The 25,406-nt window shown below is 72.9% G+C and carries 26 protein-coding genes; 14 read left to right on the plus strand and 12 right to left on the minus strand.

Features of this window, described 5'->3' with window-relative positions; genetic code table 11:
- Positions 1 to 42 precede the first annotated feature (42 nt).
- The gene (locus tag ACZ6C6_RS23460; RefSeq protein ID WP_469205219.1) at positions 43 to 999 is read right to left on the minus strand and encodes a DMT family transporter; all 957 of its coding nucleotides are present in this window, start codon (positions 997 to 999) and stop codon (positions 43 to 45) included.
- Here ACZ6C6_RS23460 and ACZ6C6_RS23465 point away from each other — a divergent pair.
- Positions 998 to 2,455: an aminotransferase-like domain-containing protein gene (locus ACZ6C6_RS23465; protein ID WP_469205220.1), complete on the plus strand. Its 1,458-nt coding sequence runs from the start codon at positions 998 to 1,000 to the stop codon at positions 2,453 to 2,455. The two genes, ACZ6C6_RS23460 and ACZ6C6_RS23465, sit on opposite strands and share 2 nt — an antisense overlap.
- Before the next feature lie 69 nt (positions 2,456 to 2,524).
- On the plus strand, positions 2,525 to 3,088 hold the full coding sequence (locus ACZ6C6_RS23470) for a histidine phosphatase family protein (RefSeq protein WP_469205221.1): 564 nt from the start codon (positions 2,525 to 2,527) through the stop codon (positions 3,086 to 3,088).
- Between the two features lie 87 nt (positions 3,089 to 3,175).
- Here ACZ6C6_RS23470 and ACZ6C6_RS23475 read toward each other — a convergent pair whose 3' ends face one another.
- The 3 genes from ACZ6C6_RS23475 to ACZ6C6_RS23485 form a co-directional block, all read right to left on the minus strand.
- On the minus strand, positions 3,176 to 3,931 hold the full coding sequence (locus ACZ6C6_RS23475) for a Clp protease N-terminal domain-containing protein (RefSeq protein ID WP_469205222.1): 756 nt from the start codon (positions 3,929 to 3,931) through the stop codon (positions 3,176 to 3,178).
- Positions 3,932 to 4,060: 129 nt separating this feature from the next.
- Positions 4,061 to 4,558 carry a peptidylprolyl isomerase gene (locus ACZ6C6_RS23480; RefSeq protein ID WP_469205223.1) on the minus strand — a complete coding sequence of 166 codons (498 nt, stop codon included), beginning with the start codon at positions 4,556 to 4,558 and terminating at the stop codon, positions 4,061 to 4,063.
- Positions 4,559 to 4,674: 116 nt separating this feature from the next.
- Entirely contained in the window at positions 4,675 to 5,463 is a 789-nt protein-coding gene (locus ACZ6C6_RS23485; RefSeq protein WP_469205224.1) for a LysR family transcriptional regulator substrate-binding protein, read from the minus strand.
- A gap of 58 nt (positions 5,464 to 5,521) precedes the next feature.
- Between ACZ6C6_RS23485 and ACZ6C6_RS23490 the strand changes: the two genes are divergently transcribed.
- Positions 5,522 to 5,926: a DUF5997 family protein gene (locus tag ACZ6C6_RS23490; RefSeq protein ID WP_469205225.1), complete on the plus strand. Its 405-nt coding sequence runs from the start codon at positions 5,522 to 5,524 to the stop codon at positions 5,924 to 5,926.
- A gap of 58 nt (positions 5,927 to 5,984) precedes the next feature.
- Here the strand turns inward: ACZ6C6_RS23490 and ACZ6C6_RS23495 are convergent, their stop codons facing one another.
- The 4 genes from ACZ6C6_RS23495 to ACZ6C6_RS23510 form a co-directional block, all read right to left on the minus strand.
- On the minus strand, positions 5,985 to 7,469 hold the full coding sequence (locus tag ACZ6C6_RS23495) for an FG-GAP-like repeat-containing protein (RefSeq protein ID WP_469205226.1): 1,485 nt from the start codon (positions 7,467 to 7,469) through the stop codon (positions 5,985 to 5,987).
- Between the two features lie 166 nt (positions 7,470 to 7,635).
- Positions 7,636 to 8,634, minus strand: coding sequence for a type I glyceraldehyde-3-phosphate dehydrogenase (gene gap / locus ACZ6C6_RS23500; protein WP_469205227.1), 999 nt, complete (start codon positions 8,632 to 8,634; stop codon positions 7,636 to 7,638).
- A 139-nt stretch (positions 8,635 to 8,773) separates the two neighbouring features.
- Positions 8,774 to 9,742 carry a GlxA family transcriptional regulator gene (locus ACZ6C6_RS23505; RefSeq protein WP_469205228.1) on the minus strand — a complete coding sequence of 323 codons (969 nt, stop codon included), beginning with the start codon at positions 9,740 to 9,742 and terminating at the stop codon, positions 8,774 to 8,776.
- Between the two features lie 47 nt (positions 9,743 to 9,789).
- Complete coding sequence (locus tag ACZ6C6_RS23510; protein ID WP_469205229.1) at positions 9,790 to 10,224, minus strand: VOC family protein; 435 nt, start codon at positions 10,222 to 10,224, stop codon at positions 9,790 to 9,792.
- 100 nt (positions 10,225 to 10,324) lie between these two features.
- On the opposite strand from ACZ6C6_RS23510, the gene argC reads away from it, so the two are divergent.
- Genes argC through ACZ6C6_RS23535 form a run of 5 tightly spaced genes read left to right on the plus strand, consistent with a single transcriptional unit; the run spans position 10,325 to position 15,158 of the window.
- Entirely contained in the window at positions 10,325 to 11,353 is a 1,029-nt protein-coding gene (gene argC, locus ACZ6C6_RS23515) for an N-acetyl-gamma-glutamyl-phosphate reductase (protein ID WP_469205230.1), read from the plus strand.
- Positions 11,350 to 12,504, plus strand: coding sequence for a bifunctional glutamate N-acetyltransferase/amino-acid acetyltransferase ArgJ (gene argJ, locus ACZ6C6_RS23520; RefSeq protein ID WP_469205231.1), 1,155 nt, complete (start codon positions 11,350 to 11,352; stop codon positions 12,502 to 12,504). The genes argC and argJ overlap by 4 nt, the downstream gene beginning before the upstream one ends.
- A complete protein-coding gene (argB, locus tag ACZ6C6_RS23525; protein WP_469205232.1) occupies positions 12,501 to 13,403 on the plus strand; it encodes an acetylglutamate kinase in 903 nt (300 codons plus the stop codon). Before argJ ends, argB begins: the two co-directional genes overlap by 4 nt.
- Positions 13,400 to 14,611, plus strand: a complete 1,212-nt coding sequence (locus tag ACZ6C6_RS23530) for an acetylornithine transaminase (RefSeq protein WP_469205233.1) — start codon at positions 13,400 to 13,402, stop codon at positions 14,609 to 14,611. Before argB ends, ACZ6C6_RS23530 begins: the two co-directional genes overlap by 4 nt.
- 10 nt (positions 14,612 to 14,621) lie before the next feature.
- Positions 14,622 to 15,158, plus strand: coding sequence for an arginine repressor (locus tag ACZ6C6_RS23535; RefSeq protein WP_018103822.1), 537 nt, complete (start codon positions 14,622 to 14,624; stop codon positions 15,156 to 15,158).
- Between the two features lie 117 nt (positions 15,159 to 15,275).
- Here ACZ6C6_RS23535 and ACZ6C6_RS23540 read toward each other — a convergent pair whose 3' ends face one another.
- Positions 15,276 to 15,728, minus strand: a complete 453-nt coding sequence (locus tag ACZ6C6_RS23540) for a VOC family protein (RefSeq protein ID WP_469205234.1) — start codon at positions 15,726 to 15,728, stop codon at positions 15,276 to 15,278.
- Between the two features lie 122 nt (positions 15,729 to 15,850).
- A complete protein-coding gene (sigJ, locus tag ACZ6C6_RS23545; protein WP_469205235.1) occupies positions 15,851 to 16,780 on the minus strand; it encodes an RNA polymerase sigma factor SigJ in 930 nt (309 codons plus the stop codon).
- Positions 16,781 to 16,976: 196 nt separating this feature from the next.
- Here sigJ and ACZ6C6_RS23550 point away from each other — a divergent pair, with 196 nt between their 5' ends.
- A complete protein-coding gene (locus ACZ6C6_RS23550; protein ID WP_469205236.1) occupies positions 16,977 to 17,555 on the plus strand; it encodes an NADPH-dependent FMN reductase in 579 nt (192 codons plus the stop codon).
- A 39-nt stretch (positions 17,556 to 17,594) separates the two neighbouring features.
- Entirely contained in the window at positions 17,595 to 18,467 is an 873-nt protein-coding gene (locus ACZ6C6_RS23555) for a nuclear transport factor 2 family protein (RefSeq protein ID WP_469205237.1), read from the plus strand.
- Between the two features lie 40 nt (positions 18,468 to 18,507).
- Here ACZ6C6_RS23555 and ACZ6C6_RS23560 read toward each other — a convergent pair whose 3' ends face one another.
- Complete coding sequence (locus tag ACZ6C6_RS23560; protein ID WP_469205238.1) at positions 18,508 to 19,215, minus strand: L,D-transpeptidase family protein; 708 nt, start codon at positions 19,213 to 19,215, stop codon at positions 18,508 to 18,510.
- 64 nt (positions 19,216 to 19,279) lie between these two features.
- The gene (locus ACZ6C6_RS23565) at positions 19,280 to 20,527 is read right to left on the minus strand and encodes a hypothetical protein (protein WP_469205239.1); all 1,248 of its coding nucleotides are present in this window, start codon (positions 20,525 to 20,527) and stop codon (positions 19,280 to 19,282) included.
- 90 nt (positions 20,528 to 20,617) lie between these two features.
- Here ACZ6C6_RS23565 and argH point away from each other — a divergent pair, with 90 nt between their 5' ends.
- From argH to ACZ6C6_RS23585, 4 genes are all read left to right on the plus strand, one after another.
- Complete coding sequence (argH, locus tag ACZ6C6_RS23570) at positions 20,618 to 22,090, plus strand: argininosuccinate lyase (RefSeq protein WP_469205240.1); 1,473 nt, start codon at positions 20,618 to 20,620, stop codon at positions 22,088 to 22,090.
- A 64-nt stretch (positions 22,091 to 22,154) separates the two neighbouring features.
- Positions 22,155 to 23,126: an aldo/keto reductase gene (locus ACZ6C6_RS23575; RefSeq protein ID WP_469205241.1), complete on the plus strand. Its 972-nt coding sequence runs from the start codon at positions 22,155 to 22,157 to the stop codon at positions 23,124 to 23,126.
- A 60-nt stretch (positions 23,127 to 23,186) separates the two neighbouring features.
- Positions 23,187 to 23,738, plus strand: a complete 552-nt coding sequence (locus ACZ6C6_RS23580; RefSeq protein WP_469205242.1) for a TetR/AcrR family transcriptional regulator — start codon at positions 23,187 to 23,189, stop codon at positions 23,736 to 23,738.
- Positions 23,735 to 25,279 (plus strand): MFS transporter, encoded by a 1,545-nt coding sequence (locus ACZ6C6_RS23585; protein WP_469205243.1) that lies wholly within the window; start codon positions 23,735 to 23,737, stop codon positions 25,277 to 25,279. The genes ACZ6C6_RS23580 and ACZ6C6_RS23585 overlap by 4 nt, the downstream gene beginning before the upstream one ends.
- Positions 25,280 to 25,406 lie beyond the last annotated feature (127 nt).

The following is a 25,406-nucleotide window of genomic DNA, read 5'->3' on the forward strand; positions in this document are numbered from 1 at the left end:
ACCTCCTCGCGGGTGGCGTTCCGTGCCGTACTGCTGACCAGTCTAGGGCCGGGTGCGCGTGGCGCGCTGGGTGAGCGCGATGCAGACCAGGACCGCGACGGCTGCCACCGGGGCCGCCGCCGCGACCTCCTCGCCGAGCAGGAAGAAGGACCAGAACAGCGTCAGCAGCGGCTGCGCGAGCTGGAGCTGGCTGGCCCGGGCGACCCCGATCTCCGCCATGCCCCGGTACCAGACGTACAGCCCGAGGAACGTGGAGCCGGCCGCCACCCAGACCAGCCCGACGACCCCGTGCACGCCGAGCCGCACCGGCTCGTACGCCAGCGCGACGGCGGCGCCCGCGAGGCTGAGCGGCAGCGTGAGGATCAGCGCCCAGCCGGTCACCTGCCAGCCCGGCATCACCTTCGCCAGCCTGCCGCCCTCCGTGTACCCGGCCGCGCACACCAGCAGCGCGCCGAACAGGAAGAGGTCCCCGGCCGACAGCGCCCCGCCGCTCTGCGCCGCGGTGAAGGCGATCACCACGGCCGCCCCGGCCACCGCCGCCGCCCAGAAGGCGCGGGGCGGGCGCGTCCCGGTACGCAGCGAGGCGAAGACCGCCGTGGTCAGCGGGAGCAGCCCCACGACCACCGCGGCGTGCGAGGTGGTGGACGTCCGCAGCGCCAGCGTCGTCAGCAGGGGGAAGCCGACCACCACCCCGCCGGCCACGACGGCGAGCCCCGCCCAGTGCTCCCGGGCCGGTATCCGGACCCGGGCCGCGAGGAGGAAGCCGCCCGACAGCACCGCCGCGAGCACGCTGCGCAGCGCGACGAGGGACCAGGGGCCGAAGCTCTCCAGACCCCAGGCGGTGGAGGGGAAGGTCAGCGAGAACGTCACCACGCCCAGCAGTGCGAGCAGGGTGCCCCGACGGGCCGGGGCGGAAGCCGGGACGGGCGGGTGCGGGCGGCCGTCGGCGGCGGTGACCGCTATCGTGTTCGGTGCAGTAGCGCTACTCTCTGCTCTCATGCATGAGCGTAGCAGTGTGGCAGAATTGGTGACAGCCCTGCGATCCGAGCTGGACCGCTACTCCCCGGGTGAGAAGCTGCCATCCAGCCGGGCCCTGGTCGAGCGCTTCCGGGCGAGCCCCGTGACCGTCTCGCGGGCCGTCGCCCAGCTTGCCGCCGATGGGCTCGTCGTGACCCGCCCCGGTTCCGGCGCCTATCGTGCCGAGCCCGCCGCCCGTCCTGCGCCGCCGGCCGGTGACACCTCCTGGCAGGAGGTCTCGCTCAGCGGCGACGGCTCCCCGGAGGCCGTCCCCCGCAGCGTCGACGCGTCCGGCCTCCTGGTCAGCCTCGTCCCGCCGCCGACCGGGGTCATCGAGCTCAACGGCGGCTATCTGCACGCCTCGCTCCAGCCCGAACGGGCCCTGGCCGCCGCCTTGGCCCGGGCCGGCCGCCGCCCGGGAGCGTGGAGCCGTCCGCCGGTCGACGGGCTGACCGAGCTGCGCGCCTGGTTCGCCCGCGACATCGGGCCCTCGCTCGGCGCCGCCGACGTGCTGATCACCGCGGGCGGACAGAGCGCCCTGGCCACCGCGCTGCGGGCCCTCGCCCCGCCCGGCGCGCCGGTGCTGGTGGAGTCGCCGACGTACCCCGGCATGCTGGCGGCCGCCCGCGCGGCCGGGCTGCGGCCGGTCCCGGTCCCGGTGGACGCCGAGGGTGTCCGGCCCGACCTGCTCGCCGCCGCGTTCCGGGCGACCGGAGCCCGCGTCTTCGTCTGCCAGCCCCTGTTCCAGAACCCGACGGGCACGGTGCTCTCCCGCGCGCGGCGCCCCGAGGTCGTCCGGATCGCCCGGGAGGCGGGGGCCTTCGTCATCGAGGACGACTTCGCCCGCCTCCTGGCGCACGACGACGCGGGCCCGCTGCCGGGGCCGCTCGCCGCCGACGACCCGGACGGCGTCGTCGTCCACACCCGCTCGCTCACCAAGGCCGCCTCGCCCAGCCTGCGGGTGGGCGCGCTGGCCGCCCGGGGTCCGGCCCTGGAGCGGCTGCGCTCCATCCAGGTCGTCGACAGCTTCTTCGTTCCCCGGCCGCTCCAGGAGGCCGCGCTCGAACTGGTCGGATCGCCCGCCTGGGCCCGCCATCTGCGCGCGGTGTCCGCCGAGCTCGGCGCCCGCCGGACGGCGATGACGGCGGCGCTGCGGACGGCCCTGCCGGGCCTCGGCCTGCCGCACGTCCCGTCCGGCGGCGGCTACCTCTGGCTGACCCTGCCCGGCTCCGAGGCGGGCGCGGACGAGTCCGCGATGGTCCAGGCGGCCCTGCGCGCGGGCGTGGCCGTCGCCCCGGGGCGCCCGTACTTCTCCGCCGAACCCCCGGCCCCGCACATCCGCCTGAGCTTCGCCTCGGTCGCCGGGCCTCCGGAGATCACGGAGGGCGTGCGCCGACTGCGCACGGCCTGGGAAGGCACCCCGGCCGCTCGCCCCTGACCTACCCGGGCGTAGGTCTGCGCGAACGACCCCTTGACCCGCGCCGCGATCCGCCCCACGATCGCGGCCATGAGTGTTCGGGTCACGCTCCTCGCCGCGGCGCGCGGCTCCGCACTGCTCGGCGAGCGCTTCGATGACGACCGGCCGCTCGACGAGGCCGGCTGGCACGCGGTGCGGTTCGCCGCCCCGGCCCTGGCGCCCCTGGGCTCCGCCGAGCTGCGCTACTGCTCGCCGACCCCGCGCAGCCGTGCGACCGGTGAGGCGCTGGGGTTCCACCCGCTCGTGCAGCCCGCCCTGCGCGACTGCGACATGGGGCGCTGGCGGGGCCGTACGCTCGCCGAGGTCACCGCCCGGGAACCGGCCGGCGTGGACGCCTGGCTGGCGGACCCGCGCTCCGCGCCGCACGGCGGTGAGCCGCTGCTCGCCTTCATCTCGCGGATAGGCGGCTGGCTGGACACCCGCCCCGCCTGTGACGGAGCGATCGTCGCCGTCGCCGAACCCGCCGTGGTCCGGGCCGCCCTCGTCTACGCGCTGAAGGCGCCGCCGGCCACGTACTGGAACGTCGACGTCGGCCCGCTCTCCACCGTCACGCTCACCGGCCGCTCACGCCGCTGGAGCCTGCGCCTGGAGTAGGAGGCCGTGCTCCGTGTCGATGTGCGGCAGCACCCGGTCCGGCCACCTCGGCGACGGTGGCGGGACCGGGGCGCGGTCGATCGGAGGTCACTCCTTCCGGCCGGGCGCCTGCTCGCCCGCCGAAAGGATCGCGAGCGCCTCGGCGATGTCCCGTTCGGCGGCCGCCTTGTCGATGCCGAGGCCGCTGAGCACGCCGGAACCATCCTCGTGCTCCAGCAGAGCGAGCAGGATGTGCTCGGTGCCGATGTAGTTGTGCCCCATCCGCAGGGCCTCGCGGAAGGTGAGCTCCAGCGCCTTGCGTGCGTCGCCGTTGTACGGGATCAGCTCGGGGATCTCGCCCTCGGTGGCCGTGGGCAGCGCCTCGGTGGCCGCCTGCCGGACGGTGTCGAGGACCACGCCCTGGGCCTTGATGAACGCGGCCGCGAGTGCTTCGGGCTCGCTGAGCAGGCCGAGGACGAGGTGCTCGGTGCCGATCTCGGCGTTGCCCGCGGCCCGGGCCTCGTTCTGGGCCGCCATCACCACGTTCTTGGCGCGCTGGGTGAAGCGGCCGAAGCCCTGGCTCGGGTCGAGGGTGGAGCCCTCGCCGGGGTCCTTGGCGACGAAGCGCTTCTGGGCGGCCTGCCGGGTCACGCCCATGCTCTTGCCGATGTCGGTCCAGGAGGCGCCGGAGCGGCGCGCCTGGTCCACGAAGTGGCCGATCAGGTGGTCGGCGACGTCGCCGAGGTGGTCGGCGGCGATGACGGCGTCCTGAAGCTGGTCCAGGGCGTCGGAGTGCACCTTCTTGATGGCCGCGATCAGGTCGTCGAGACGGACGGGCTGCGAGGGGACTACTGGATTCGTCATGTGTCAACCGTAAGTTGACAGTCGGCGACTGTCAACCGGTGGTTGACAGTGAACGCGTTTCCGAATGCAGAAACGCGCCGCCCGGCGGGAAACGCCGGGCGGCGCGCTCGGTGCGCCGGGGGGCCGGGATCAGAGGATGCCGGAGTCCGCGATGGTGACCTTCGCCTGGGTGCGGCCGCTCTGCGAGCCGAGACCCTCGATGCGCTTGACCAGGACCATGCTGTCCTCGTCGGCGACCTCACCGAAGACGACGTGCTTGCCGTCCAGCCAGGACGTCACGATCGTGGTGATGAAGAACTGCGAGCCGTTCGAGTTCGGGCCGGCGTTGGCCATCGAGAGCAGGCCCGGCTTGGTGTGCTTCAGCTCGAAGTTCTCGTCGGCGAACTTGTTGCCGTAGATGCTCTTGCCGCCCGTGCCGTCGCCGCGCGTGAAGTCGCCGCCCTGGAGCATGAACTGCGGGATGACCCGGTGGAAGGAGGAGCCCTTGTAACCGAAGCCGTTCTGGCCGGTCGCCAGCTGGCGGAAGTTCTCGGCGGTCTTGGGAACGATGTCGTCGAACAGATTGAACACGATCCGCCCGGCGGGCTCGTCGTTGATGGTGATGTCGAAGAAAACCTGGCTCGTCATACGACCATCCTGACATCCGCCCGAATGGCCCCGACGCCCGGGCCGTCGGACACAGTGCTCCCGCCGGACCGCCACGGCCTCCTCGACGCCGCCAGGGGCGTCCGGCAACGGCCCGGTCACGGCCTCCGGCGGGGCTTGCCGCGCTTGGCCGCGGCGCCGCGAGCGCCCTTGCCGGCCCTGGTGCCACCGGAGCCCCCCGAGCCGCCCCGGGAGCCCTTCCCCGACCCCGCACCGGTGGCGCGCTTCGGCTTGGCCTTGTCCTTCGCCTTCGGCTGGGCGGCGGGCGCCGCCCCGGCCCGGCCGCGCGAGCTGTTCACCGTACGACCGCGGACGATGCCGATGAAGTCCTCCACCTGGTCGGTGGTCTTCTCCTGCGGCCAGGCCAGCGCGACGCGCGACTCCGGCGCGTCCGTCAGCGGCCGGTACGTCAGGTCCTTGCGGTGGTGCAGCCGGGCCAGCGACTGGGGGACCACGAGGACCCCGATCCCCGCCGCGACCAGCTCGATCGCGTCCCCCGTGGTCGCCGGCCGCTCCAGCGCCGGGCGGCCGGGCAGCTGCTCCCAGGGCAGGGCGTCGTCCACCGGGTGGAGCACGATCTCGTCGGCCAGCTCCGCGACGGACAGCTCGTCCACCGCCGCGATCAGGTGGTCCTTCGGGACCACGACGACCGTGGTCTCCGTGTACAGCGGGATCGCGCTGAGATCCGTGCCCTCCACCGGCAGCCGGAGGAACGCCGCGTCGGCGTCACCGGCACGCAGCAGCTCCTGGGCGCCGTGCGCGGGGACCTGGACGAGGGTCAGGGGGATGTCCGGCAGGCGCTCGTTCCAGATCCGCACCCATTTGGCGGGGGTCACTCCGGGGACGTACGCCAGCCGGAACGAGGGGGTTGCTTCGGGGCCTGTCACCCCGCCAGGTTACCGGCCGTGGTCGAGGGCGCCGCACGCGCTGGATACCCTTGACCTCATGAAGTCCCACCAGACCGCCCAGACGATGAAGCCCGCGACCGCGGCGAAGAAGCTGGGTGTGTACCTCGACGCCACCCCCGCCGAATTCCAGGAGGGTGTCGTCTCGCGCGCCGAGCTGGCGGCCCTCCAGGCCGATCCGCCCCAGTGGCTGCGCGACCTGCGGAACAACGGCCCGCACCCCCGCCCGGTCGTCGCCTCCAAGCTGGGCGTCTCCATCTCGGGCCTGGCCCGCGGCGGGGTCACCGAGGCGCTGACCACCGAGGAGATCGACGCACTGAAGCAGGACAACCCCGAGTGGCTGCAGAAGGAGCGCGCCACCCAGGCGGACGTCCGCAAGGAGAACATCCGCATCAAGGAGCGGAACGCCGAGCGCGAGGCGAAGGGGCGCGAGGAGCGCGCCTGACGCCTGAGCACATGCGCAGGGGCCCCTTCCGCGACGGCGGAAGGGGCCCCTGCGTACGTCAGCCGTTGAGGCTGGGTCCGTTGTCGCCGGCCAGGTTCTGGCCGAACCCGGACCTCTTCGCAAGGAGCCCCAGGTCGACCGGGTTGAACGCGAGGGCGCCGGTCGTCGTCAGCCCCGTCGAGGTGCCGCGCAGCGACCACACCGCACCGCCGTCCGCGACCGCCTCCAGGTCCTCGCCGGGGGCGCCGGCCGTCAGGTCGGCCTTCCCGTCCTTGTTGACGTCCAGCAGCCGCACCGAACCGCCGAAGTGGTCGCCCGCCTCCGCCACCCCGGGCATGCCCGCCGTGTCCTGGTGGAACGACTTGGCACCGGTGCCGCTCAGCCCACCGGGCCCGCCCTTCAGCAGGACCACCGCGCCCGCGCCCGCCTTCGACCCCAGGGCCTCGAACGGCACGCCCACCGCCAGGTCGTCGTAGCCGTCGCCGTTGACATCGCCCGCGCTCATCCGGGCGCCGAACTGGTCCCCCTTCTCGCTGACCCCGGGCACGCCCGCCGTGTCCTGCGTGATGATCCGAGACCGGGTGGTGCTCGGACCGGTCGCGGAGCCGTAGAGGATGCGGATGGTGCCCGGGTCGGTGGGGTAGTCCTCCTCGTTGCCGTTCGGGACCAGCCGGAGGGCCAGGTCGTCCTTGCCGTCGTTGTCGAAGTCGCCGACCGCCGGGACCTGGCCGCTGGGCAGCCGGGTGTAGGTCGTGGACAGGCCCTGAGGGGTGCCGAGCCACAGCCGGGTGTCCTCGACGTTCCCCTCCCACCCGTAGAAGGTGATCAGGTCGTCGATGCCGTCACCGTTGAAGTCGCCCTTGGCGGGCTGGCCCATGCGGCTGTCCGACGAAAACATGGGCACGAACTGTTCGCGCGACGGCTCCCCGGAGCGGTTGAACGGCCCGTAGAGCACGCTCCGCTGTTCGAAGTACTCGTCCTGCGAGCCGTGCGCCATCATCAGGTCCGCGTTGCCGTCGCCGTTGAAGTCGCCGGCGATCAGGTTGTTTCCCATCTCGCCGCTCTCGGGACCGGGAATGCGCACCGAGCCCTCACCCGTCATGCCGCTGGTGCGGCCCCACAGGATGATCACGGAGCCGTAGTTGTTCAGCTCCGGCAGCGATTCGTTGGAGTACAGCGCGAGGTCGGTCAGCCCGTCGTGGTCCAGGTCGGCCGGGTACATCTGGAAGCCGAGGCTGTGGCCCTCCCCGGCTTTGCCCGGCACGCCCGGGGTGTTCTGGTCGATGGTCGTCGTGCGGGCGGGGCTGAGGCCCTGGGCGGAGCCGTAGGCGATGGTGATGTAACCGGCGTAGAGCTGCCCGTCCACCGTCGCGTGGGGGGACCCGACGGCGACGTCCTGGTACCCGTCGCCGTTGAAGTCCTCGCGGACGGTGGTGGTCGCCGTCTTCTCCTCGGCCGTTCTCCCGGGCGCTGCGACGGCCACACCGCCGGTCAGCGCCGTGGCGGCACACACGGCCACCGTCAACATGGTGCGAATGCCCACAAAATTCTCCTTGCTCGCGTACGTGGAGCCAATGGCGTACGAGGTGTGAGGGCTCGCATAGGAGACACGTACGACGCGGAGAAGGTTGCACGGCGAACGGAAGGTGAACTCGGCGCGTGGCCAAGGCAGTCGGGGGCGGCCGGTGGCCGCCCCCGTGCCAGGCGCCCTAGCGGCCGGCCAGCAGGGTGAGCGTGTCGATCACCCGGTTGGAGAAGCCCCACTCGTTGTCGTACCAGGCGGACACCTTGATGTGGCGCCCGTCGACCCGGGTGAGCTCCGAGTCGAAGATGGAGGACGCGGGGTTGCCGGTGATGTCGGCCGACACCAGCGGGTCCTCGGAGTATTCGAGTACGCCCGCCAGCGGGCCCTCGGCCGCGGTCCGGTACGCCTCCAGCACCTGATCGCGCGTCACGTCCCGGGCCACGGTGGTGTTCAGCTCCACGATGGAACCGACCGGGACCGGCACCCGGATGGAGTCGCCCGACAGCTTGCCGTCGAGCCGGGGCAGCACGAGCCCGATCGCCTTCGCGGCACCGGTCGTGGTCGGCACGATGTTGACGCCGGCCGCGCGGGCGCGGCGGGCGTCGCGGTGCGGGCCGTCCTGGAGGTTCTGCTCCTGGGTGTAGGCGTGCACGGTCGTCATGAAGCCGTGCTCGATGCCGGCGAGGTCGTCCAGGACCTTGGCCAGCGGCGCGAGCGCGTTGGTGGTGCAGGAGGCGTTCGACACGATCGTGTGCAGCTCGGGGTCGTACGCGTCGCTGTTGACGCCGTACGCGAGCGTCACGTCCGCCCCGTCCGAGGGCGCGGCGACCAGCACCCGCTTCGCTCCGGCGTCGAGGTGGGCGCGGGCGGCCTTCGCCGAGGTGAAGCGGCCGGTGGCCTCCACGGCGATGTCGACACCCAGCTCCGCCCAGGGCAGCCGTGCGGGCTCCCGCTCGGCGAGCACCTTGATGCGGCGGCCGTCCACGACGAGGGTGTCCCCGTCCACGGTGACCGGGCGGCCCAGCCGGCCCGCGGTGGTGTCGAACGCCAGCAGCCGGGCGAGCGTTGCGGGCTCCGAGAGGTCGTTGACGGCGACCAGGTCGAGGTCGCTGTCGCGTTCGAGCAGCGCGCGCAGCACGTTGCGTCCGATGCGGCCGAATCCGTTGATGGCGATGCGAGTCACGTGAGATGTCCCTTCTCTCTTCGCCCTCCACGATCGCGCGCGCCGCACGCCCCGGACAGCGGCGTGATCGCCACGGTCCGCAAGGATCCCGCCAGCCGCGCCGGGCGGCGGTATGCCCGGTACGCCCCGGCGGTATGCCCTATTCGCCCCGGGCGAAGGTGCGCCGGTACTCGCTCGGCGTGGTGCCCAGGATGCGCTGGAAGTGCAGTCGCAGATTCGCGCCGGTCCCGAGCCCCACGTCGGCGGCGATCTGCTCGACGGCCCGCTCCGAGCGTTCGAGGAGTTCGCGGGCCATGTCGATACGGGCGCGCATCACCCACTGCATGGGGGTGTACCCGGTGTCCTCGGCGAACCGCCGCGAGAACGTGCGGGGCGACACCGCCGCGTGCCGGGCCAGCGCGTCGAGCGTGAGGGGTTCGCCGAGCCGGTGCAGCGCCCATTCACGGGTGGCCGCGAACCGCTCGCCCAGCGGCTCGGGCACGCTGCGCGGCACGTACTGCGCCTGCCCGCCGCTGCGGTACGGAGCCGCGACGAGCCGCCGCGCCGCGTGGTTGGACGCGGCGATGCCCAGATCGCCGCGCAGGACGTGCAGGCACAGGTCGATCCCGGACGCGGCGCCCGCCGAGGTGAGGACGCTGCCCTCGTCCACAAACAGCACGTTCTCGTCCACCCGGACCCGCGGGTACTTCGCGGCGAGCGCCCGTGTGTAGTGCCAGTGCGTGGTGGCCCGGCGGCCGTCGAGCAGCCCGGTCGCGGCGAGCGCGAACGCCCCGGTCGAGATGGCGGCGAGCCGCGCCCCCCGGTCGTGCGCGGCGACCAGCGCCTCGATCACGGCCCGGGGCGGATCCTCCCGGTCCGGCTGCCGGTATCCCGGTACGAAGACGATGTCCGCCCAGGCCAGCGCGGAGAGCCCGTGCGTGACGTGGTACGCGAGACCGTCACCCCCGGTCACCGGCCCCGGGGCCGCCCCGCACACCCGTACCTCGTACGGCATGCTCGCCCGGGTCGTGAACACCTGGGCCGGGATGCCCACGTCGAGCGGTTTCGCCCCGTCGAGCACGAGGACGGCGACGCGGTGCAGACGGGGGGCGGGGGACGGGGCGGGCATGGGCGTGAGCGTACGTGCCGGGGTGCCCGCCGCGAGTGAGCCCTCGGTCAGTCGAGGCAGAACTCGTTGCCCTCGACGTCCTGCATGTTGAGGCAGGACTCGTTCTCCTCGTCGGCGAGCAGCAGCTTCCCGCGCACCGCGCCGAGCGGGAGGAGCCGCGCGCACTCGGCCTCAAGGACGGCCAGCCGCTCCTCGCCCCTCAGCCCGGTCCCCACCCGGACATCGAGGTGCACCCGGTTCTTGGCGACCTTGCCCTCGGGGACCTTCTGGAAGTACATGCGCGGACCGGCGCCGGTGGGGTCGGAGGCCGCGAACCACGTGTTCCGCTCCGCCGCCGGCAGTGAGGCGTTGTACGCGTCCCAGGAGTCGAAACCCTCCGGCGGCTCCGGCGCGACGTACCCCAGCACCTCGCACCAGAAGCGCCCCACGCGCTCGGGGTCCGCACAGTCGAAGGTCACCTGGAAGTGCTTGATCGTTGCCATGGGGGCACCCTAGAGCCCGCGTGCGGCGCCGCTCCAGAGGAATTCTTTGCATAAAAGTGCATCACTGCGTATAGTCATGCCATCGATGAGGAGGCTTTCCATGGCGGTACGCGCAGCAGTGGCAGGAGCGAGCGGTTACGCGGGCGGAGAACTGCTCCGTCTGCTGCTCGCCCACCCCGAGGTGGAGATCGGCGCACTCACCGCCAATTCCAACGCGGGCCAGCCCCTCGGCGCGCTCCAACCTCACCTGCGCCCCCTGGCCGGCCGCATCCTCCAGCCCACCACCGCCGAGGTGCTCGCCGGGCACGACGTCGTCTTCCTGGCCCTGCCGCACGGGCAGTCCGCCGCCGTGGCCGAACAGCTCGGCGACGAGGTCCTGGTGGTGGACATGGGCGCCGACTTCCGCCTCCGGGACGCCGCCGACTGGGAGAAATTCTACGGCTCGCCGCACGCCGGCACCTGGCCCTACGGCCTGCCCGAGCTGCCCGGCGGCCGCGCCGCCCTCGCCGGGACCAAGCGGATCGCGGTGCCCGGGTGCTACCCGACCGCCGTGTCCCTCGCGCTCTACCCGGCGTACGCGGCACAGCTCGCCGAGCCCGAGGCCGTGATCGTCGCCGCTTCCGGGACCTCCGGCGCCGGCAAGGCGGCCAAGCCGCACCTGCTGGGCTCCGAGGTGATGGGCAACATGTCGCCGTACGGCGTCGGCGGCGTCCACCGCCACACGCCGGAGATGATCCAGAACCTCAGCGCCGCCGCCGGTGAGCCGGTCACCGTCTCGTTCACGCCGACCCTCGCGCCCATGCCCCGCGGCATCCTCGCCACGTGCAGCGCGAAGGCGAAGCCCGGGGCGAGCGCCGAGAGCGTACGCGCCGCCTACGAGAAGGCGTACGCGGACGAGCCGTTCGTGGACCTGCTGCCCGAGGGGCAGTGGCCCGCCACCGCCGCCGTGTACGGCTCCAACGCCGTGCAGATCCAGGTCGCGTACGACGAGGCGGCCGGGCGGATCATCGTGATCAGCGCCATCGACAACCTCGCCAAGGGCACCGCGGGCGGAGCCCTCCAGTCCATGAACATCGCCCTCGGCCTGGCCGAGGACACAGGTCTTTCCACGATCGGAGTCGCACCGTGAGCGTCACGGCAGCACAAGGATTCTCGGCGGCGGGCATCGCCGCCGGAATCAAGGAGAACGGCAACCCGGACCTGGCCCTCGTGGTCAACAACGGTCCGCGCCGCGCCGCCGCGGGCGTCTTCACCTCCAACCGCGTCAAGGCCGCGCCCGTCCTCTGGTCGGAGCAGGTCCTCAAGGGCGGCGAGGTCTCCGCGGTCGTCCTCAACTCCGGCGGCGCCAACGCCTGTACGGGCCCGAAGGGCTTCCAGGACACCCACGCCACCGCCGAGAAGGCCGCCGAGGTCCTGAAGGGCCACAGCGCGGGCGAGATCGCCGTCGCCTCCACCGGGCTCATCGGCATCCTGCTCCCCATGGACAAGCTGCTCCCCGGCATCGAGAAGGCCGCGGCGGCCCTCAGCGAGCACGGCGGCGAGAAGGCCGCCATCGCCATCAAGACCACCGACACCGTGCACAAGACCGCCGTCGCGGGCGGCGAGGGCTGGACTGTCGGCGGCATGGCCAAGGGCGCCGGCATGCTCGCCCCGGGCCTGGCCACCATGCTCGTCGTGCTCACCACCGACGCCGACGTGGACGCCGCCGGACTCGACGCCGCCCTGCGCGACGCGACCCGCACCACCTTCGACCGGGTCGACTCCGACGGCTGCATGTCCACCAACGACACCGTGCTGCTGCTCGCCTCCGGCGCCAGCGGGATCGCCCCGGAGCCGAAGGAGTTCGCCGAGGCCGTCCGGGCCGTCTGCGACGACCTGGCCCGGCAGCTGATCGGGGACGCAGAGGGCGCCTCCAAGGACATCCGGATCGAGGTCGTCAACGCCGCGACCGAGGACGACGCCGTCGAGGTGGGCCGCTCCATCGCCCGCAACAACCTGCTCAAGTGCGCCATCCACGGCGAGGACCCCAACTGGGGCCGGGTGCTCTCCGCCATCGGCACCACGAAGGCCGCCTTCGAACCGGACGCGCTCAACGTCGCCATCAACGACGTCTGGGTCTGCCGGGGCGGCTCGGTCGGCGAGGACCGCGACCTGGTGGACATGCGCTTCCGGGAGGTCCGGATCACCGCCGACCTCGCCGCGGGCACCGAGTCCGCCGTCATCTGGGCCAACGACCTCACCGCGGACTACGTCCACGAGAACAGCGCGTACAGCTCATGACGACGGCGCGGAAGCACACCGCACTCCCGAAGGCGCAGATCCTCATCGAAGCGCTGCCCTGGCTGACCCGGCACAACGGCAAGACGGTCGTCATCAAGTTCGGCGGCAACGCCATGATCGACGAGGAGCTGAAGGCGGCCTTCGCCCAGGACGTGGTCTTCCTGCGCCACGCCGGACTCAAGCCCGTCGTCGTGCACGGCGGCGGCCCCCAGATCAGCGCCCAGCTCGACAAGCAGGGCCTGGTCAGCGAGTTCAAGGCGGGCCTGCGCGTCACCACGCCCGAGGCGATGGACGTCGTACGCATGGTGCTCGCGGGCCAGGTCCAGCGTGAGCTGGTCGGCCTGCTCAACCAGCACGGGCCGCTCGCCGTCGGCATGACCGGCGAGGACGCCCACACCATCACCGCCATACAGCACCGGCCCACCATCGACGGCGAGCTGGTCGACATCGGCCGGGTCGGCGAGATCACCGCCATCGACACCGGCGCCATCCAGGCACTGCTGGACGACGGCCGCATCCCGGTCATCTCCTCCATCGCCCGGTCCGCCGACGACAACCACGTCTACAACGTCAACGCCGACACCGCGGCCGCCGCACTCGCCGCCGCGCTGAACGCCGAGACGCTGATGGTCCTGACCGACGTCGAGGGCCTGTACGAGGACTGGCCCAACAGCGACGACGTGATCAGCCGGCTCACCGCCACCGAGCTGGAGAAGCTGCTGCCCGACCTGTCCAGCGGCATGGTGCCCAAGATGCAGGGCTGCCTGCACGCCGTACGGAACGGGGTGGAGACCGCCCGCGTCATCGACGGCCGGGTCCAGCACTCGATCCTGCTGGAGATCTTCACCGACGAGGGAATCGGCACGATGGTCGTGCCCGACGCACAGGGGGAGTCATGAGCAACGCCGAGCTTTCGCAGCGCTGGCAGCACGCACTGATGGACAACTACGGCACGCCGAAGCTGTCCCTCGTGCGCGGCGAGGGCGCGCGCGTGTGGGACGCGGACGGCACCGAGTACCTCGACTTCGTCGGCGGCATCGCGGTCAACGCCCTGGGCCACGCCCACCCGGCCGTCGTGGCGGCGGTCACCGCCCAGATCTCGACCCTCGGGCACGTGTCCAACCTGTTCATCGCCGAGCCGCCCGTCGCGCTCGCCGAACGGCTCCTCTCGCTCTTCGGCCGCACCGGCAGGGTCTACTTCTGCAACTCGGGCGCCGAGGCCAACGAGGCCGCCTTCAAGATCGGCCGGCTGACCGGACGCACCCACATGGTCGCCACGGACGGCGGCTTCCACGGCCGGACCATGGGCGCGCTCGCGCTCACCGGCCAGCCCAAGAAGCGCGAGGCGTTCACCCCGCTCCCCGGCGACGTCACCCATGTGCCGTACGGGGACGTGGAGGCCCTGCGGTCCGCCGTGACCACCGACACCGCGCTGGTGATCATCGAGCCCATGCAGGGCGAGAACGGCGTCGTCGTCCCGCCCAAGGGCTATCTGGAGGCCGCCCGGGAGATCACCCGGGCCACCGGCACCCTGCTCGTCCTGGACGAGGTCCAGACCGGCATCGGCCGGTGCGGCACGTGGTTCGAGCACCAGGCCCACCAGGGCGTCGAGCCCGACGTCGTCACCCTCGCCAAGGGGCTCGGCGGCGGACTCCCGATCGGCGCGGCGGTCGCCTTCGGGGCGGCGGCCGACCTGCTCGCTCCCGGCCACCACGGCACGACGTTCGGCGGCAACCCGGTCGCCTGCGCCGCCGGCCTCGCGGTCCTGGACACCCTCGCCGCCGACGGCGCCCTCGACCAGGTGAAGCGGCTGGGCGAGCGCATCCGGGAGGGCGTGGAAGGGCTGGGGCACCCCCTGGTCTCCCACGTCCGCGGCTCCGGGCTGCTGCTGGGTATCGTGCTCACCGAGCCCCTCGCGCCCCAGGCGCAACAGGCGGCTCAGGGTGCCGGCCTCCTGGTGAACGCGCCCGCGCCCGACGTCCTGCGGCTGATGCCGCCGCTGACCATCGGTGACGCGGAGGTGGACGCGTTCCTCCGGGCGCTGCCGGGCGCCCTCGACGCGGCATACGGGGACGGACGATCCGGAGAGAAGCGCTCCGGAGAATGAGGCGACGACGATGACCGAGGCGCAGGAATCCGAGTTCGGCGGGCCTTCGGTGCCGCAGACCCGCACGGCGCGCCACCGCCGGATCGTGGACATCCTCAACCGGCAGCCGGTGCGCTCGCAGAGCCAGCTGGCCAAGCTCCTCAGCGACGACGGGCTGAGCGTCACTCAGGCGACGCTCTCCCGGGACCTGGACGAGCTGGGCGCGGTGAAGATCCGCAACACCGGGGGCGAGCTGATCTACGCGGTGCCGAGCGAGGGCGGTTTCCGCACCCCGCAGGCGCCGCTGGGCGGCTCCGCCAAGGAGGAGCGGATGCGCCGGCTCTCCGCCGAGCTGCTGATCTCCGCGGAGGCCTCCGCCAACCTGGTGGTGCTGCGTACGCCGCCGGGCGCCGCGCAGTTCCTCGCCTCGGCCATCGACCAGGCCGAACTGCACGACATCCTCGGCACCATCGCGGGCGACGACACGCTCATGCTGATCAGCCGCGATCCGGCCGGCGGGCAGGCGCTCGCCGACCACCTGCTGCGGCTCGCGCAGAACGAGCGCTAGGTGTATTGACCCCGTGAGGGCGGGGACGCCGGGAGGCCGTCCGACATGTGCCGGACGGCCTCCCGATGTCGTGCGGTGGCCGGGCCGGGCGGCCCGGCGAAGGTGCCCCGCGGGTGTTCAGTCCGCGGTGAGACCGGCGAACGCTTCGGTCGTGAGCTCCTGCAGCTCCGCGAGCGGGACGTCACGGAGACGTTGAGTGAGCCCCCACCGGTGACCGAAGGGGTCGAGCAGCTGGCCTTCCCGCTCGCCCCAGAAGGCGTCGCCGAGCGGCCGGATCACGGTGGCCCCGGCGTCGACCGTCCGTTGCCAGGCCTCATCGACGGCGTCGACGTGCAGATAGAGGGCGCCATACGTGCCGCCGAAGTGCTGCGGACCGTAGGACTCCATCTCGGGGAACTCGTCGGCCAGCATCAGGGTGACCGGCCCGACTCGGACCTGGACGTGGATCAGCCGGCCCCCGGGGACCTCCAGCCGGGTGAGTTCCTCGGCTCCGAATGCCCGTTGGTACCAGGCGGACGCCTCGTGTGCGCCGCGCACGGTCAGGTGCAGGGTGAGGGAGTGGAACGACATCGGTGTGTCCTTTCCTGGAATCCGGATCCGTCCGGTCCGGGCGTCGGGTCACCGCGCGCCGGCGGTGCGGTTGTTCGACGTTTCCGCAGCGGCGATCGTCAGGTGCCATGCCGCCGGGAGCCTCACCTCCACGGCCGCAGCTTGTCCGGGTTGCGGATCGCCCAGAGGCGCAGGATGCGGGATTCCTCGATGTCGAACGCGTACACCGACAGCACCTGATCGCCGTCCATCGCGACGAGTCCGGGCTGCCCGTTCACGGTCCGCTCGCGGAGGTCCAGCCGGCCGGCGAGACCCGCCAGACGCACCAGGAACTCCGCGACCTGGAGATGGCCCCGGAGCGGCGTCGGCGAGGCGGTAGCGCGACCGCCCCCGTCGGCGACCGCGACGACCGACGGGTCGAGGAGCCGTACCAGGGCGTCCACGTCCTTGGCCTGCCACGCCTTCCGGAACTCGCCCACGACGACGGAACGCTGCCTGGCCCGTGCCCCGCCGGTGCGGGCGGCAGCCACCCGTCGACGCCCCGAGGAGGCGAGCTCGCGGCAGGCCCCCGGGGTGCGGCCGACGATCTCCGCGACCTCGTTGAACGGCACCCGGAACACGTCGTGCAGCATGAAGGCGACGCGTTCGGCCGGCGTCATCGCGTCGAGCACGACCAGGAACGCCATCTCGACGGACTCGTCCAGCGTGATGTGGTCGGCGGGATCCCCCGCCGTGGATCCGTGGGACATGCCGGGCCACTCGGCCCGCGCCGGCACCGGCTCCGGAATCCACTCACCGACGTACCGCTCCCGGCGCCGCCGCGCCGAACGGAGCTGGTCCATGCAGATGCGGCTCACCACGGTGGTCAGCCAGGCCGCGGGTCTCGCGACAGCGGCCCGGCGCTCCGCGGACTGTGCGAACCAACGGGCGTACGCCTCCTGCACGGCGTCCTCCGCCTCCGTCAGCGAGCCGAGCAGGCGGTACGCGAGATTCGCGAGGTTGCGCCGTTCCGAGAGAAGCGGCTCGCCGCCGGGGCCCGCCGGGGCATCCTCGTTCCCGTCCGTGATCTCCATGGGGTCAGCGCCTTCCAGTCGTCACGTGAGCATCCTCCGTGGGAGACGACGGACCAGCCCCCGCGGATGTCAGGCGGCCACCCCGGGCCCGCCCGGCTCCTGACGATCGGGGCCCCTGCCGCGTCGGTGCGGGTACGGGCACGGCGGCGACCGCCTGCCCGTGCCCCACGCAGGAATCGCGACAGGAGGACACGGCATGACCAGGATCGGCATCGTCATCGGCAGCACCCGTCCGGGACGGCTCGGCCCGCAGGTGGCGGGGTGGGTGCACGAGGTCTCGGCGCGGAGGACCGACGCGGCGTTCGAGCTCGTCGATCTCGCCGAGTTCCGCCTGCCCCTCTTCGACCAGGCCGTTCCCCCGGCCATGGGAGGAACCGGGGGGCCCGGGGCCCAGGCATGGGTGCGCACGGTCGAGTCGTTCGACGGGTTCGTGTTCGTCACGCCTGAGTACAACAGCCAGCTGCCCGCCGCGCTCAAGAACGCCATCGACTTCGTCCACGCCGGCTGGGCGGACAAGGCCGCCGGGATCGTCGCCTACGGGGTCGCCGGCGGCACGGGCTCCACGGCCCAGTTGCGGCAGCTGTGCGGTCTGCTCGGGCTCGCCGACGTACCGGCCCAGGTCTCTCTTCACCTGGCCACGGACTTCGAGGACTTCAGGGTGTTCGCGCCGGCGGCGTCCCGGAAGCGCTCGCTGGAGGACCTGCTCGACCGCTTGGTCGGCTGGACCACGGCACTGGAGCCCCTGCGCAGGGCCCGCGCGTCCACCCTCGGCTGAGCCGCCTCCCCCGACCGGTACAGAAGGAGACGAACGAGCATGCCCCATCTCACCGTCCACGCTTACGAGTCGCAGATCGCCGGCCGCGAGAGCGACCTCATCGCCCGGCTCACCGGAGCGGTCACCTCCGTCTACGGGGAGCGGGCCCGCGACCCCGTGGTCGTGCGACTCGTCGGACTCGCGGTCGGCCGCTGGGCCGTCGGCGGTGTGGCCGGCCAGGAGATGGCGCCGACCGTGACGTTCGCCGTCGGGGAGGACGCGTTCACCCGGACGGACGGGCCGCGGACCACGGCCCGGCTCGTCGCCGCGGTGACGGACGCGGTCGCGAGGACGCTGGGAGAACACCACCGCGACGGGACAGTCGTCGACCTCGTCGCCACCCGCGCCGACCGGACCGCGGTCGGCGGCCGTCTCGTGAGCGAGGGCGGCGAGGCGGACGAGTGGCGGGACCGCGTCGAGATCGAGGCGCTCCGCGCGGAGTTCACGGACGCGGCGATGATGAACGACCACGACCGGCTCGCCTCCCTCTTCGTGCCGGACGGCGTCGTCCGCATCCCTGACGCGGGGATCGAGGCCGTCGGCCGCGAGGGCATCCGACAGCTCGGGCGGCGGCGGGAGGCGGGCTTCGACGTATTCGTCCAGACGGCCCACTCCGGCGTCGTCACCGTCTCGGGGGACACCGCGACCGGGCGGGCCCGCCTCTCCGAGATCATCCGGCTGCGTGACGGCGCCTCACACCTCAACCACGCGATCTACCACGACCGTTACCGGCGCATGCCGGAGGGCTGGCGCTTCGTCGAGCGTGCCTACGAGATCCGCTACCTGGACTCCACGCCGCTCGCCGGGGGGCCGGTCGGATCCGCGGTGGATCACGGACAACCGCCCCCGCCGCCCTCCCCTCAGCCGTCGTAGTGGGGGCCGGGCGGCAAGGCCGTCCGCTCGCGGGGAGCCGTCAGTAGTTGGTGATCGCGGTCGCGCCCGCGACGGTGCCGATCGCGATGTGCGGGCTGCGCGCCGGGTCGGCCCAGGCGAGGATGCGGTCCATCGAGTCCGCCGGCACGGAGACGCAGCCGGCGGTCGCGCCGGACCCGTTGACGTGCAGGAAGATCCCGGCGCCCCGGCCGCGCACCGGCTGGTCGTAGTTGAAGCCGATGACGAGCGCCCGGGCGTACTGCGTGGGGTACGCGGTGATCTGCTCGGACTCCGAGGCCCGGCAGTCCGAGGGCAGCGGCTCGACCCAGCGGTTGTAGTCGCGGGCCTCGTTGTCCTCGCACCACCAGGACTTGGTGGTGGCCTGCCGGTACGAGTAGCGCGTTCCGGCGGGAGCGGCCTTGACCCCGAAGGCGTACGGCAGGTCGTACAGCCCGGTCGGCGTCGTGTACGTGCTCTGCTGACGGGTGCTGCCCTCGGTGAGGCCCTTCGAGCCGAACCGGGCGGCGGCGGTCCCGGCGGCGACCCACTTCCCGTCGCGCAGGTCCCACCAGGTGAGGGTGCCGGTGGTGGACGAGGTGGAGTCCGCCATGGCGGTGATCAGCTGGGTGCCGCCGCCCGTGTCGGCGAGCCGGGTCGGCAGCGGGGCGGTGGCCAGCGGGGGCCGGCCGGCCCCGACGACGGTGCCGAGGGCGAGCAGGACGGCGGCGGTTGTCACAAGTCTTCGCATGCCACGGACTCTAGGCCGCGTCCTCCTCCGCCGCCCGGGGAACGGACCACCCGCTGACGCGGGATCAGCCCGGCGGGCGGGAGCACCCCGCCGCCCGCAGCAGCCGTTGCGCCGCAACCCGCACCGGACGGGGCGACTCCGGGGCGTCCCGCTCGCGCAGCCACGCCACCGGGAACTCGGCGGCGTGCGGGAGCAGGGCCCCGGTGGCCGCCCGGACAACGGCAGGTGACGGGTCGTCGAGCAAGGATGTCAGCCCCTCCCGTGTCACCGCGTCCAGCGCCCGCAGCCCGGTCACCGCCTGGGCGCGCACGGCCGGGTCCTGGTGGCGGACCAGGGCCCACAGCGTGCCCGCGTCCGCCTTCCGGTCGCCGCACTCGCCGAGCCCGGCGGCGGCGCCCGGCACGACGGACCCGCCGGTGCACAGCGCCCGGTAGAGCGGCAGCGGATCGGTCCCTCCCTGGCGCACCACATACCGGGCGCAGGCCCGCACCGTGGTCGAACGGTCGGCCAGGTACCCCCGCGCCTCCTCGTACCGCCCGGCGCGCCGCAGTGCGGTGACTCCGGCGGCCCGGACGCGCCCGGAGCGGGCCGTCAGCAGGATGCCGAGGACGTCGTCGCCGGTCTCCCGCTCCCGCACCGCGGCGATCGCCGCCTCCGCGCACAGGTCCTGGAGGACGACGTCCCCCGAGCGCGCGGCGATCCGGGCCAGCCGGAGCGGGGGGAGCAGTCCGCGCCCGACGGCGATGCGGTGGGCGAACCGGAGCGTCGCCCGGTCGGCGCTCTCCAGCAGCGGGTGCAGGGCCTCGGCGGGGCCCTCGCGAAGGACCCGGCCGAGCAGTTCCACGGCGGACCCGCCCCGCTCGCGGCGGCCGAGGAGCAGGATCAGCTCCGCCTGCGCGACGAGGGCGGTGGCCTCCACCGATGCCAGCAGGGCCTGGGCCCGGTCGCGTACCGGAGCCGCCCAGTCCGCGCACCGCACGATGAGGAGGGGCAGCAGGCCCGGGTATCGGCACACCCGGTCGAGCGCCGCCTCCCGGACCCGGCCGTCCGGGTGGCACAGGGCGATGGCGGTAGCCGGTTCCGTCTCCGCCGCGCGCGCCCGGGCCCGCCGGAAGGTGGGCAGCGGTGCGTTCCAGTCCCAGCGCAGCGACCGCCCGTCCGGGGGCGCGTACACGGGGAGGTCGTCCGGCGGGAGCCATCGCACCGCCAGGTCGAGCGCCACCCAGCGCTCCGCCGAGTGCCGCCCGCCGATCGCTTCGCGCAGCGGCGCGCCGTCGGCCAGCTGCCGCGCCGCCGTCCAGGCGTCGTCCATGATCCCCCCAGGTGTCCGGAGGGCGACCGTACCGGCGGCCCGACCGCCCCGGCACCTGCTTTGACAAAGCATGCAGAGCTCTGCATAGTTATGCCTGTCAGTGATCGTGGCACTTCCGAGGAGCACGTAGTGAGCAACGGCAACGGCAACGGCGACGTACGGCTCTGGGGCGCCCGCTTCGCCGACGGACCGGCCGAGGCGCTGGCCCGGCTCTCCGCGTCCGTCCAATTCGACTGGCGCCTCGCGCCGTACGACATCGCCGGATCCCGTGCCCACGCCCGTGTCCTCAACAAGGCAGGCCTGCTCACCCAGGACGAGCTGAACCGGATGATCGCCGGGCTCGACCAGCTCGAAGCGGACGTGGCCGACGGCTCCTTCACCGGCACCATCGCCGACGAGGACGTCCACACCGCCCTGGAGCGCGGCCTGCTGGAGCGGCTGGGCCCCGACCTCGGCGGCAAGCTCCGCGCGGGCCGGTCCCGCAACGACCAGATCGCCACGCTCTTCCGGATGTACCTGCGCGACCACGCCCGCATCATCGGCGGCCTGGTCGCCGACCTCCAGGACGCCCTGGTCGGCCTCGCCGAGGCGCACCCGGACGTCGCCATGCCCGGCCGTACGCACCTCCAGCACGCCCAGCCGGTGCTCTTCGCCCACCACGTCCTGGCCCATGTGCAGTCCCTGTCCCGGGACGCGGAGCGGCTGCGGCAGTGGGACGAGCGGACCGCCGTCTCGCCGTACGGCTCCGGCGCGCTGGCCGGGTCCTCGCTGGGACTCGACCCGGAGGCGGTCGCGGCCGACCTCGGCTTCGAGCGGGGCTCGGTGGGCAACTCGATCGACGGCACTGCGTCCCGGGACTTCGTCGCCGAGTTCGCGTTCGTCACCGCGATGATCGGCGTCAACCTCTCCCGGATCGCCGAGGAGGTCATCATCTGGAACACGAAGGAGTTCTCCTTCGTCACCCTGCACGACGCCTTCTCGACCGGCTCCTCGATCATGCCGCAGAAGAAGAACCCGGACATCGCCGAGCTCGCCCGGGGCAAGTCGGGGCGGCTCATCGGCAATCTCACGGGCCTGATGGCCACGCTGAAGGCCCTGCCGCTCGCGTACAACCGCGACCTCCAGGAAGACAAGGAGCCGGTCTTCGACTCCTGCGACCAGCTGGAGGTCCTGCTCCCCGCCTTCACCGGCATGATGGCGACGCTCACCGTGAACCGGGAGCGCATGGAGGAGCTGGCCCCGGCCGGTTTCTCGCTCGCCACCGACATCGCGGAGTGGCTGGTCAAGAAGGGCGTGCCGTTCCGTGTCGCCCACGAGGTGGCCGGTGAGTGCGTCAAGGAGTGCGAGCACCACGGCATCGAGCTGGACGAGCTGACGGACGAGCAGTTCGCGAAGATCTCCGAGCACCTGACGCCGGAGGTCCGCACCGTGCTCAACGTGGCCGGTGCGCTCGCCTCCCGCAGCGGGCGCGGCGGAACCGCCCCCTCGGCCGTCGCCACCCAGCTGGCCGAGGTCAAGGCCGACCTCGCCACGCAGCACGCCTGGGCGGACGCGCGCAAGTAGCCGTCGACGCATCGCGGGCTACGTTGAGGGTAGGCGCGTCCTGCCCGACGACGAGGAGCCCGCGATGCCGTTCGCCCGACTGTCCGAAGCGACCACCCCCACCGCCCACATCGGGCTCGGCCTGGCCGCCGTCGGCAGGCCCGGCTACATCAACCTCCACCGCGACCGCGACCTGCCCCAGGACCGCTCGCCCGACGCGCTGCGCGACCGTACGCACGAACTCCTCGACGCCGCCTACGCGCAGGGCGTCCGCTACTTCGACGCCGCCCGCTCCTACGGGCGTGCCGAGGAGTTCCTGGCCGGCTGGCTGGCCGCCCACCCGGAGGCGGACGACGTCGTCATCGGCAGCAAATGGGGCTACACCTACACCGCCGACTGGGGCCTCGACGCGGACGTGCACGAGGTCAAGGACCACGGCCTCGCCGCTTTCGAACGGCAGCGCGCCGAGACCGCGGCGCTGCTCGGCGACCGGCTCGACCTCTACCAGATCCACTCGGTCACCCCGGACAGCCCGGCTCTCGCCGACAAGGAACTGCACGCCCGCCTCGCCGAACTGGCCTCCCAGGGCGTCAGTGTCGGCATTTCCACCAGCGGCCCCGCCCAGGCCGAGGCGATCCTTGCCGCCCTCGCCGTCACGGTCGACGGCGCCCCGCTCTTCCGCACGGTCCAGGCCACCTACAACGCCCTGGAGACCTCGGCGGCGCCCGCGCTCGCCGAGGCGCACGCCGCCGGGCTCACGGTCATCGTCAAGGAGGGCATGGCCAACGGCCGGCTCGCCGGGGACCAGGCGCCCGCCGTCGTGCGGGAGATCGCGGACGAGGAGGGGCTCGGGAGCGACGCGGTCGCCCTGGCCCTGGTGCTCCACCAGCCGTGGGCCGGCGTCGTGCTCTCCGGCGCGGCCACCGTCGCCCAGCTCTCCGGCAACCTCCACGCGGCCGTCCCCGTCCTCGACGAGGAACGGCGGGCCAGGCTGGAGGCCCTGGTCGAGGAGCCGGAGGCGTACTGGCGGCACCGAGCCGCGCTGCCCTGGAGCTGATGGAGGAGGCACAGGCAGGCGAATGAGACGATGCTGTCTCATTCAGGTTAGTGTTGTCCCATGACTCTTGATCGTGAGCAGGTGCTGCGCAGTGCCGCAGCCCTGCTGAGCCGTAAATCCACCGCCACCATGGACGAGGTCGCCAAGGCGGCCGGGATCGGGCGCGCCACCCTGCACCGGCACTTCGCGGGACGGGACGCCCTGGTCAGGGCCCTGGAGGAGCTGGGCATCCGGGAGTTCGAGGCCGCACTCGACGCCGCCGCGATGGACGAGGGCACGAGCGAGGAAGCGCTGCGCCGGTTCGTCGTCGCCGTCGAACCGGGCGCCGGACTGCTCTCGTTCCTCGTGACCGAGAACCAGCTCTTCGAGGGTGACGGCCAGAACGCCGGCTGGGACCGGCTGGACGCCCGCGTCGCCGCGTTCTTCCGGCGCGGCCAGGAGCGCGGCGAATTCCGCATCGACCTGACCCCGGCCTGGCTGACCGAGGCGCTGTACGGGCTCATCGGCAGCGGGGCGTGGGCCGTTCAGGCGGGCCGGGTGGCCGCACGGGACTTCCCGTACATGATCGCCGAGTTGCTGCTCGGCGGCGCACGCCGGAGCGTGGAGCAATGAGCAGCGTCGAAGAGCACCCGGAGCCCCCCGTCGATCCGTACCGCCCCGGGCGGTGGATCGCGCTGGCCGTCCTCGTCCTCGCCGTGCTGCTCGTGGCCGTCGACGCGACCGTGCTCGGCCTGGCGACCCCCTTCCTCAGCGAGGACCTGGAGCCGACCGGCACCCAGCTCCTCTGGATCGGTGACGTCTACTCCTTCGTCATCGCCGGGCTCCTGGTCTCCATGGGCAGCCTCGGCGACCGCATCGGCCGCAAGAAGCTGCTGCTCTGCGGTGCCACCGCGTTCGGCGCGGTCTCGGTGCTCAACGCCTACGCGCAAACGCCCGAGATGATGATCCTGGCCCGGGCCCTGCTCGGCGTCGCCGGCGCCACCCTGATGCCGTCCACCCTCGCCCTGATCCGCAACCTCTTCCACGACCCCCGCGAGCGCAGCCTCGCCATCGGCATCTGGGGCGCGATGGCCTCGGCCGGTGCCGCCGTCGGGCCCGTCGTCGGCGGGTTCCTCCTCGAACACTTCTGGTGGGGCTCGGTCTTCCTGATCAACCTGCCCGTCATGGCGGTGCTCGTGGCGGTCGGCATCAAGATGATCCCCGAGTCGAAGAACCCGGCACCCGGGCCGTGGGACCTGCCGAGCGTGGGCCTCTCGCTGGTCGGCATGATCGGGGTCGTCTACGCCATCAAGGAGATGGCCGCGCACGGCACGAGCTGGACCTCCGCCCTGGTGGGCGTCGCCGGGCTGCTGGCGCTGATCTGGTTCGTACGCCGTCAGTTCCGGCTCACCGCGCCGCTGCTGGACATGCGGCTCTTCCATCACCGCGGCTTCTCCGGTGCGGTCCTCGCCGACCTGCTGACCATCCTCGGCCTGTCCGGGATCGTCTTCTTCCTGTCCCAGTTCCTCCAGCTGGTCCAGGGCCGCGGACCGCTGGAGGCCGGGCTCGCCGAACTGCCCGCCGCCGTCGGCGCCGTCACCGCGGGCCTGCTGGCGGGCACGGTCGCCCGGCGGTTCACCGTACGGGTCGTGGTGTCCGGCGGGCTTGGCGCGATCGGCCTGGCCCTGGCCGCGGTCGCCGCCGTCCACCGGGACACGGCCTACCCGCTCATCGGCGCGCTGCTCCTGATCGTCGGCGTGGGCGCGGGCTTCGCGTTCACCGTGACGTCCGACGTCATCCTCTCCAGCGTCCCCAAGGAGCACGCGGGCGCCGCCTCCGCGGTCTCCGAGACGGCGTACGAACTGGGCGCGGCGCTGGGCATCGCGCTGCTCGGCTCCATCGTCACCGGCGCCTACAAGGACTTCACCGCCCCGCCCGGCACCCCGCCCGCCGTCTCGGACGCCGCGCACGAATCGCTGGGCGGCGCCGTGGAGTCCTCGCACCTGCTGCCGCCGCACGAGGCCGCCGAGATGGTCACCGCCGCCCAGGACGCCTTCGTGGGCGGGCTGCACCTCGCCTCGGTCATCGGGTCCGTCGTCCTCGTGGCGACGGCGGTCGTCGCCTGGTTCCTGCTGCGCGGTCAGGAACTGGAGGAGGGGATCGTGCACGAGTAGGACGCGTACGAGAGGGGCCGCGTACCCCCCGCCGGGGGGAGCGGGGCCCCACGTACGTTGAGCCGGGTCAGGGGGCCGGAGGCCTGGTGGCGTACAATTGCACCTAAAACATGGCCGGCACCCCCCT

Source organism: Streptomyces sp. NPDC041814 (genome assembly GCF_055590565.1).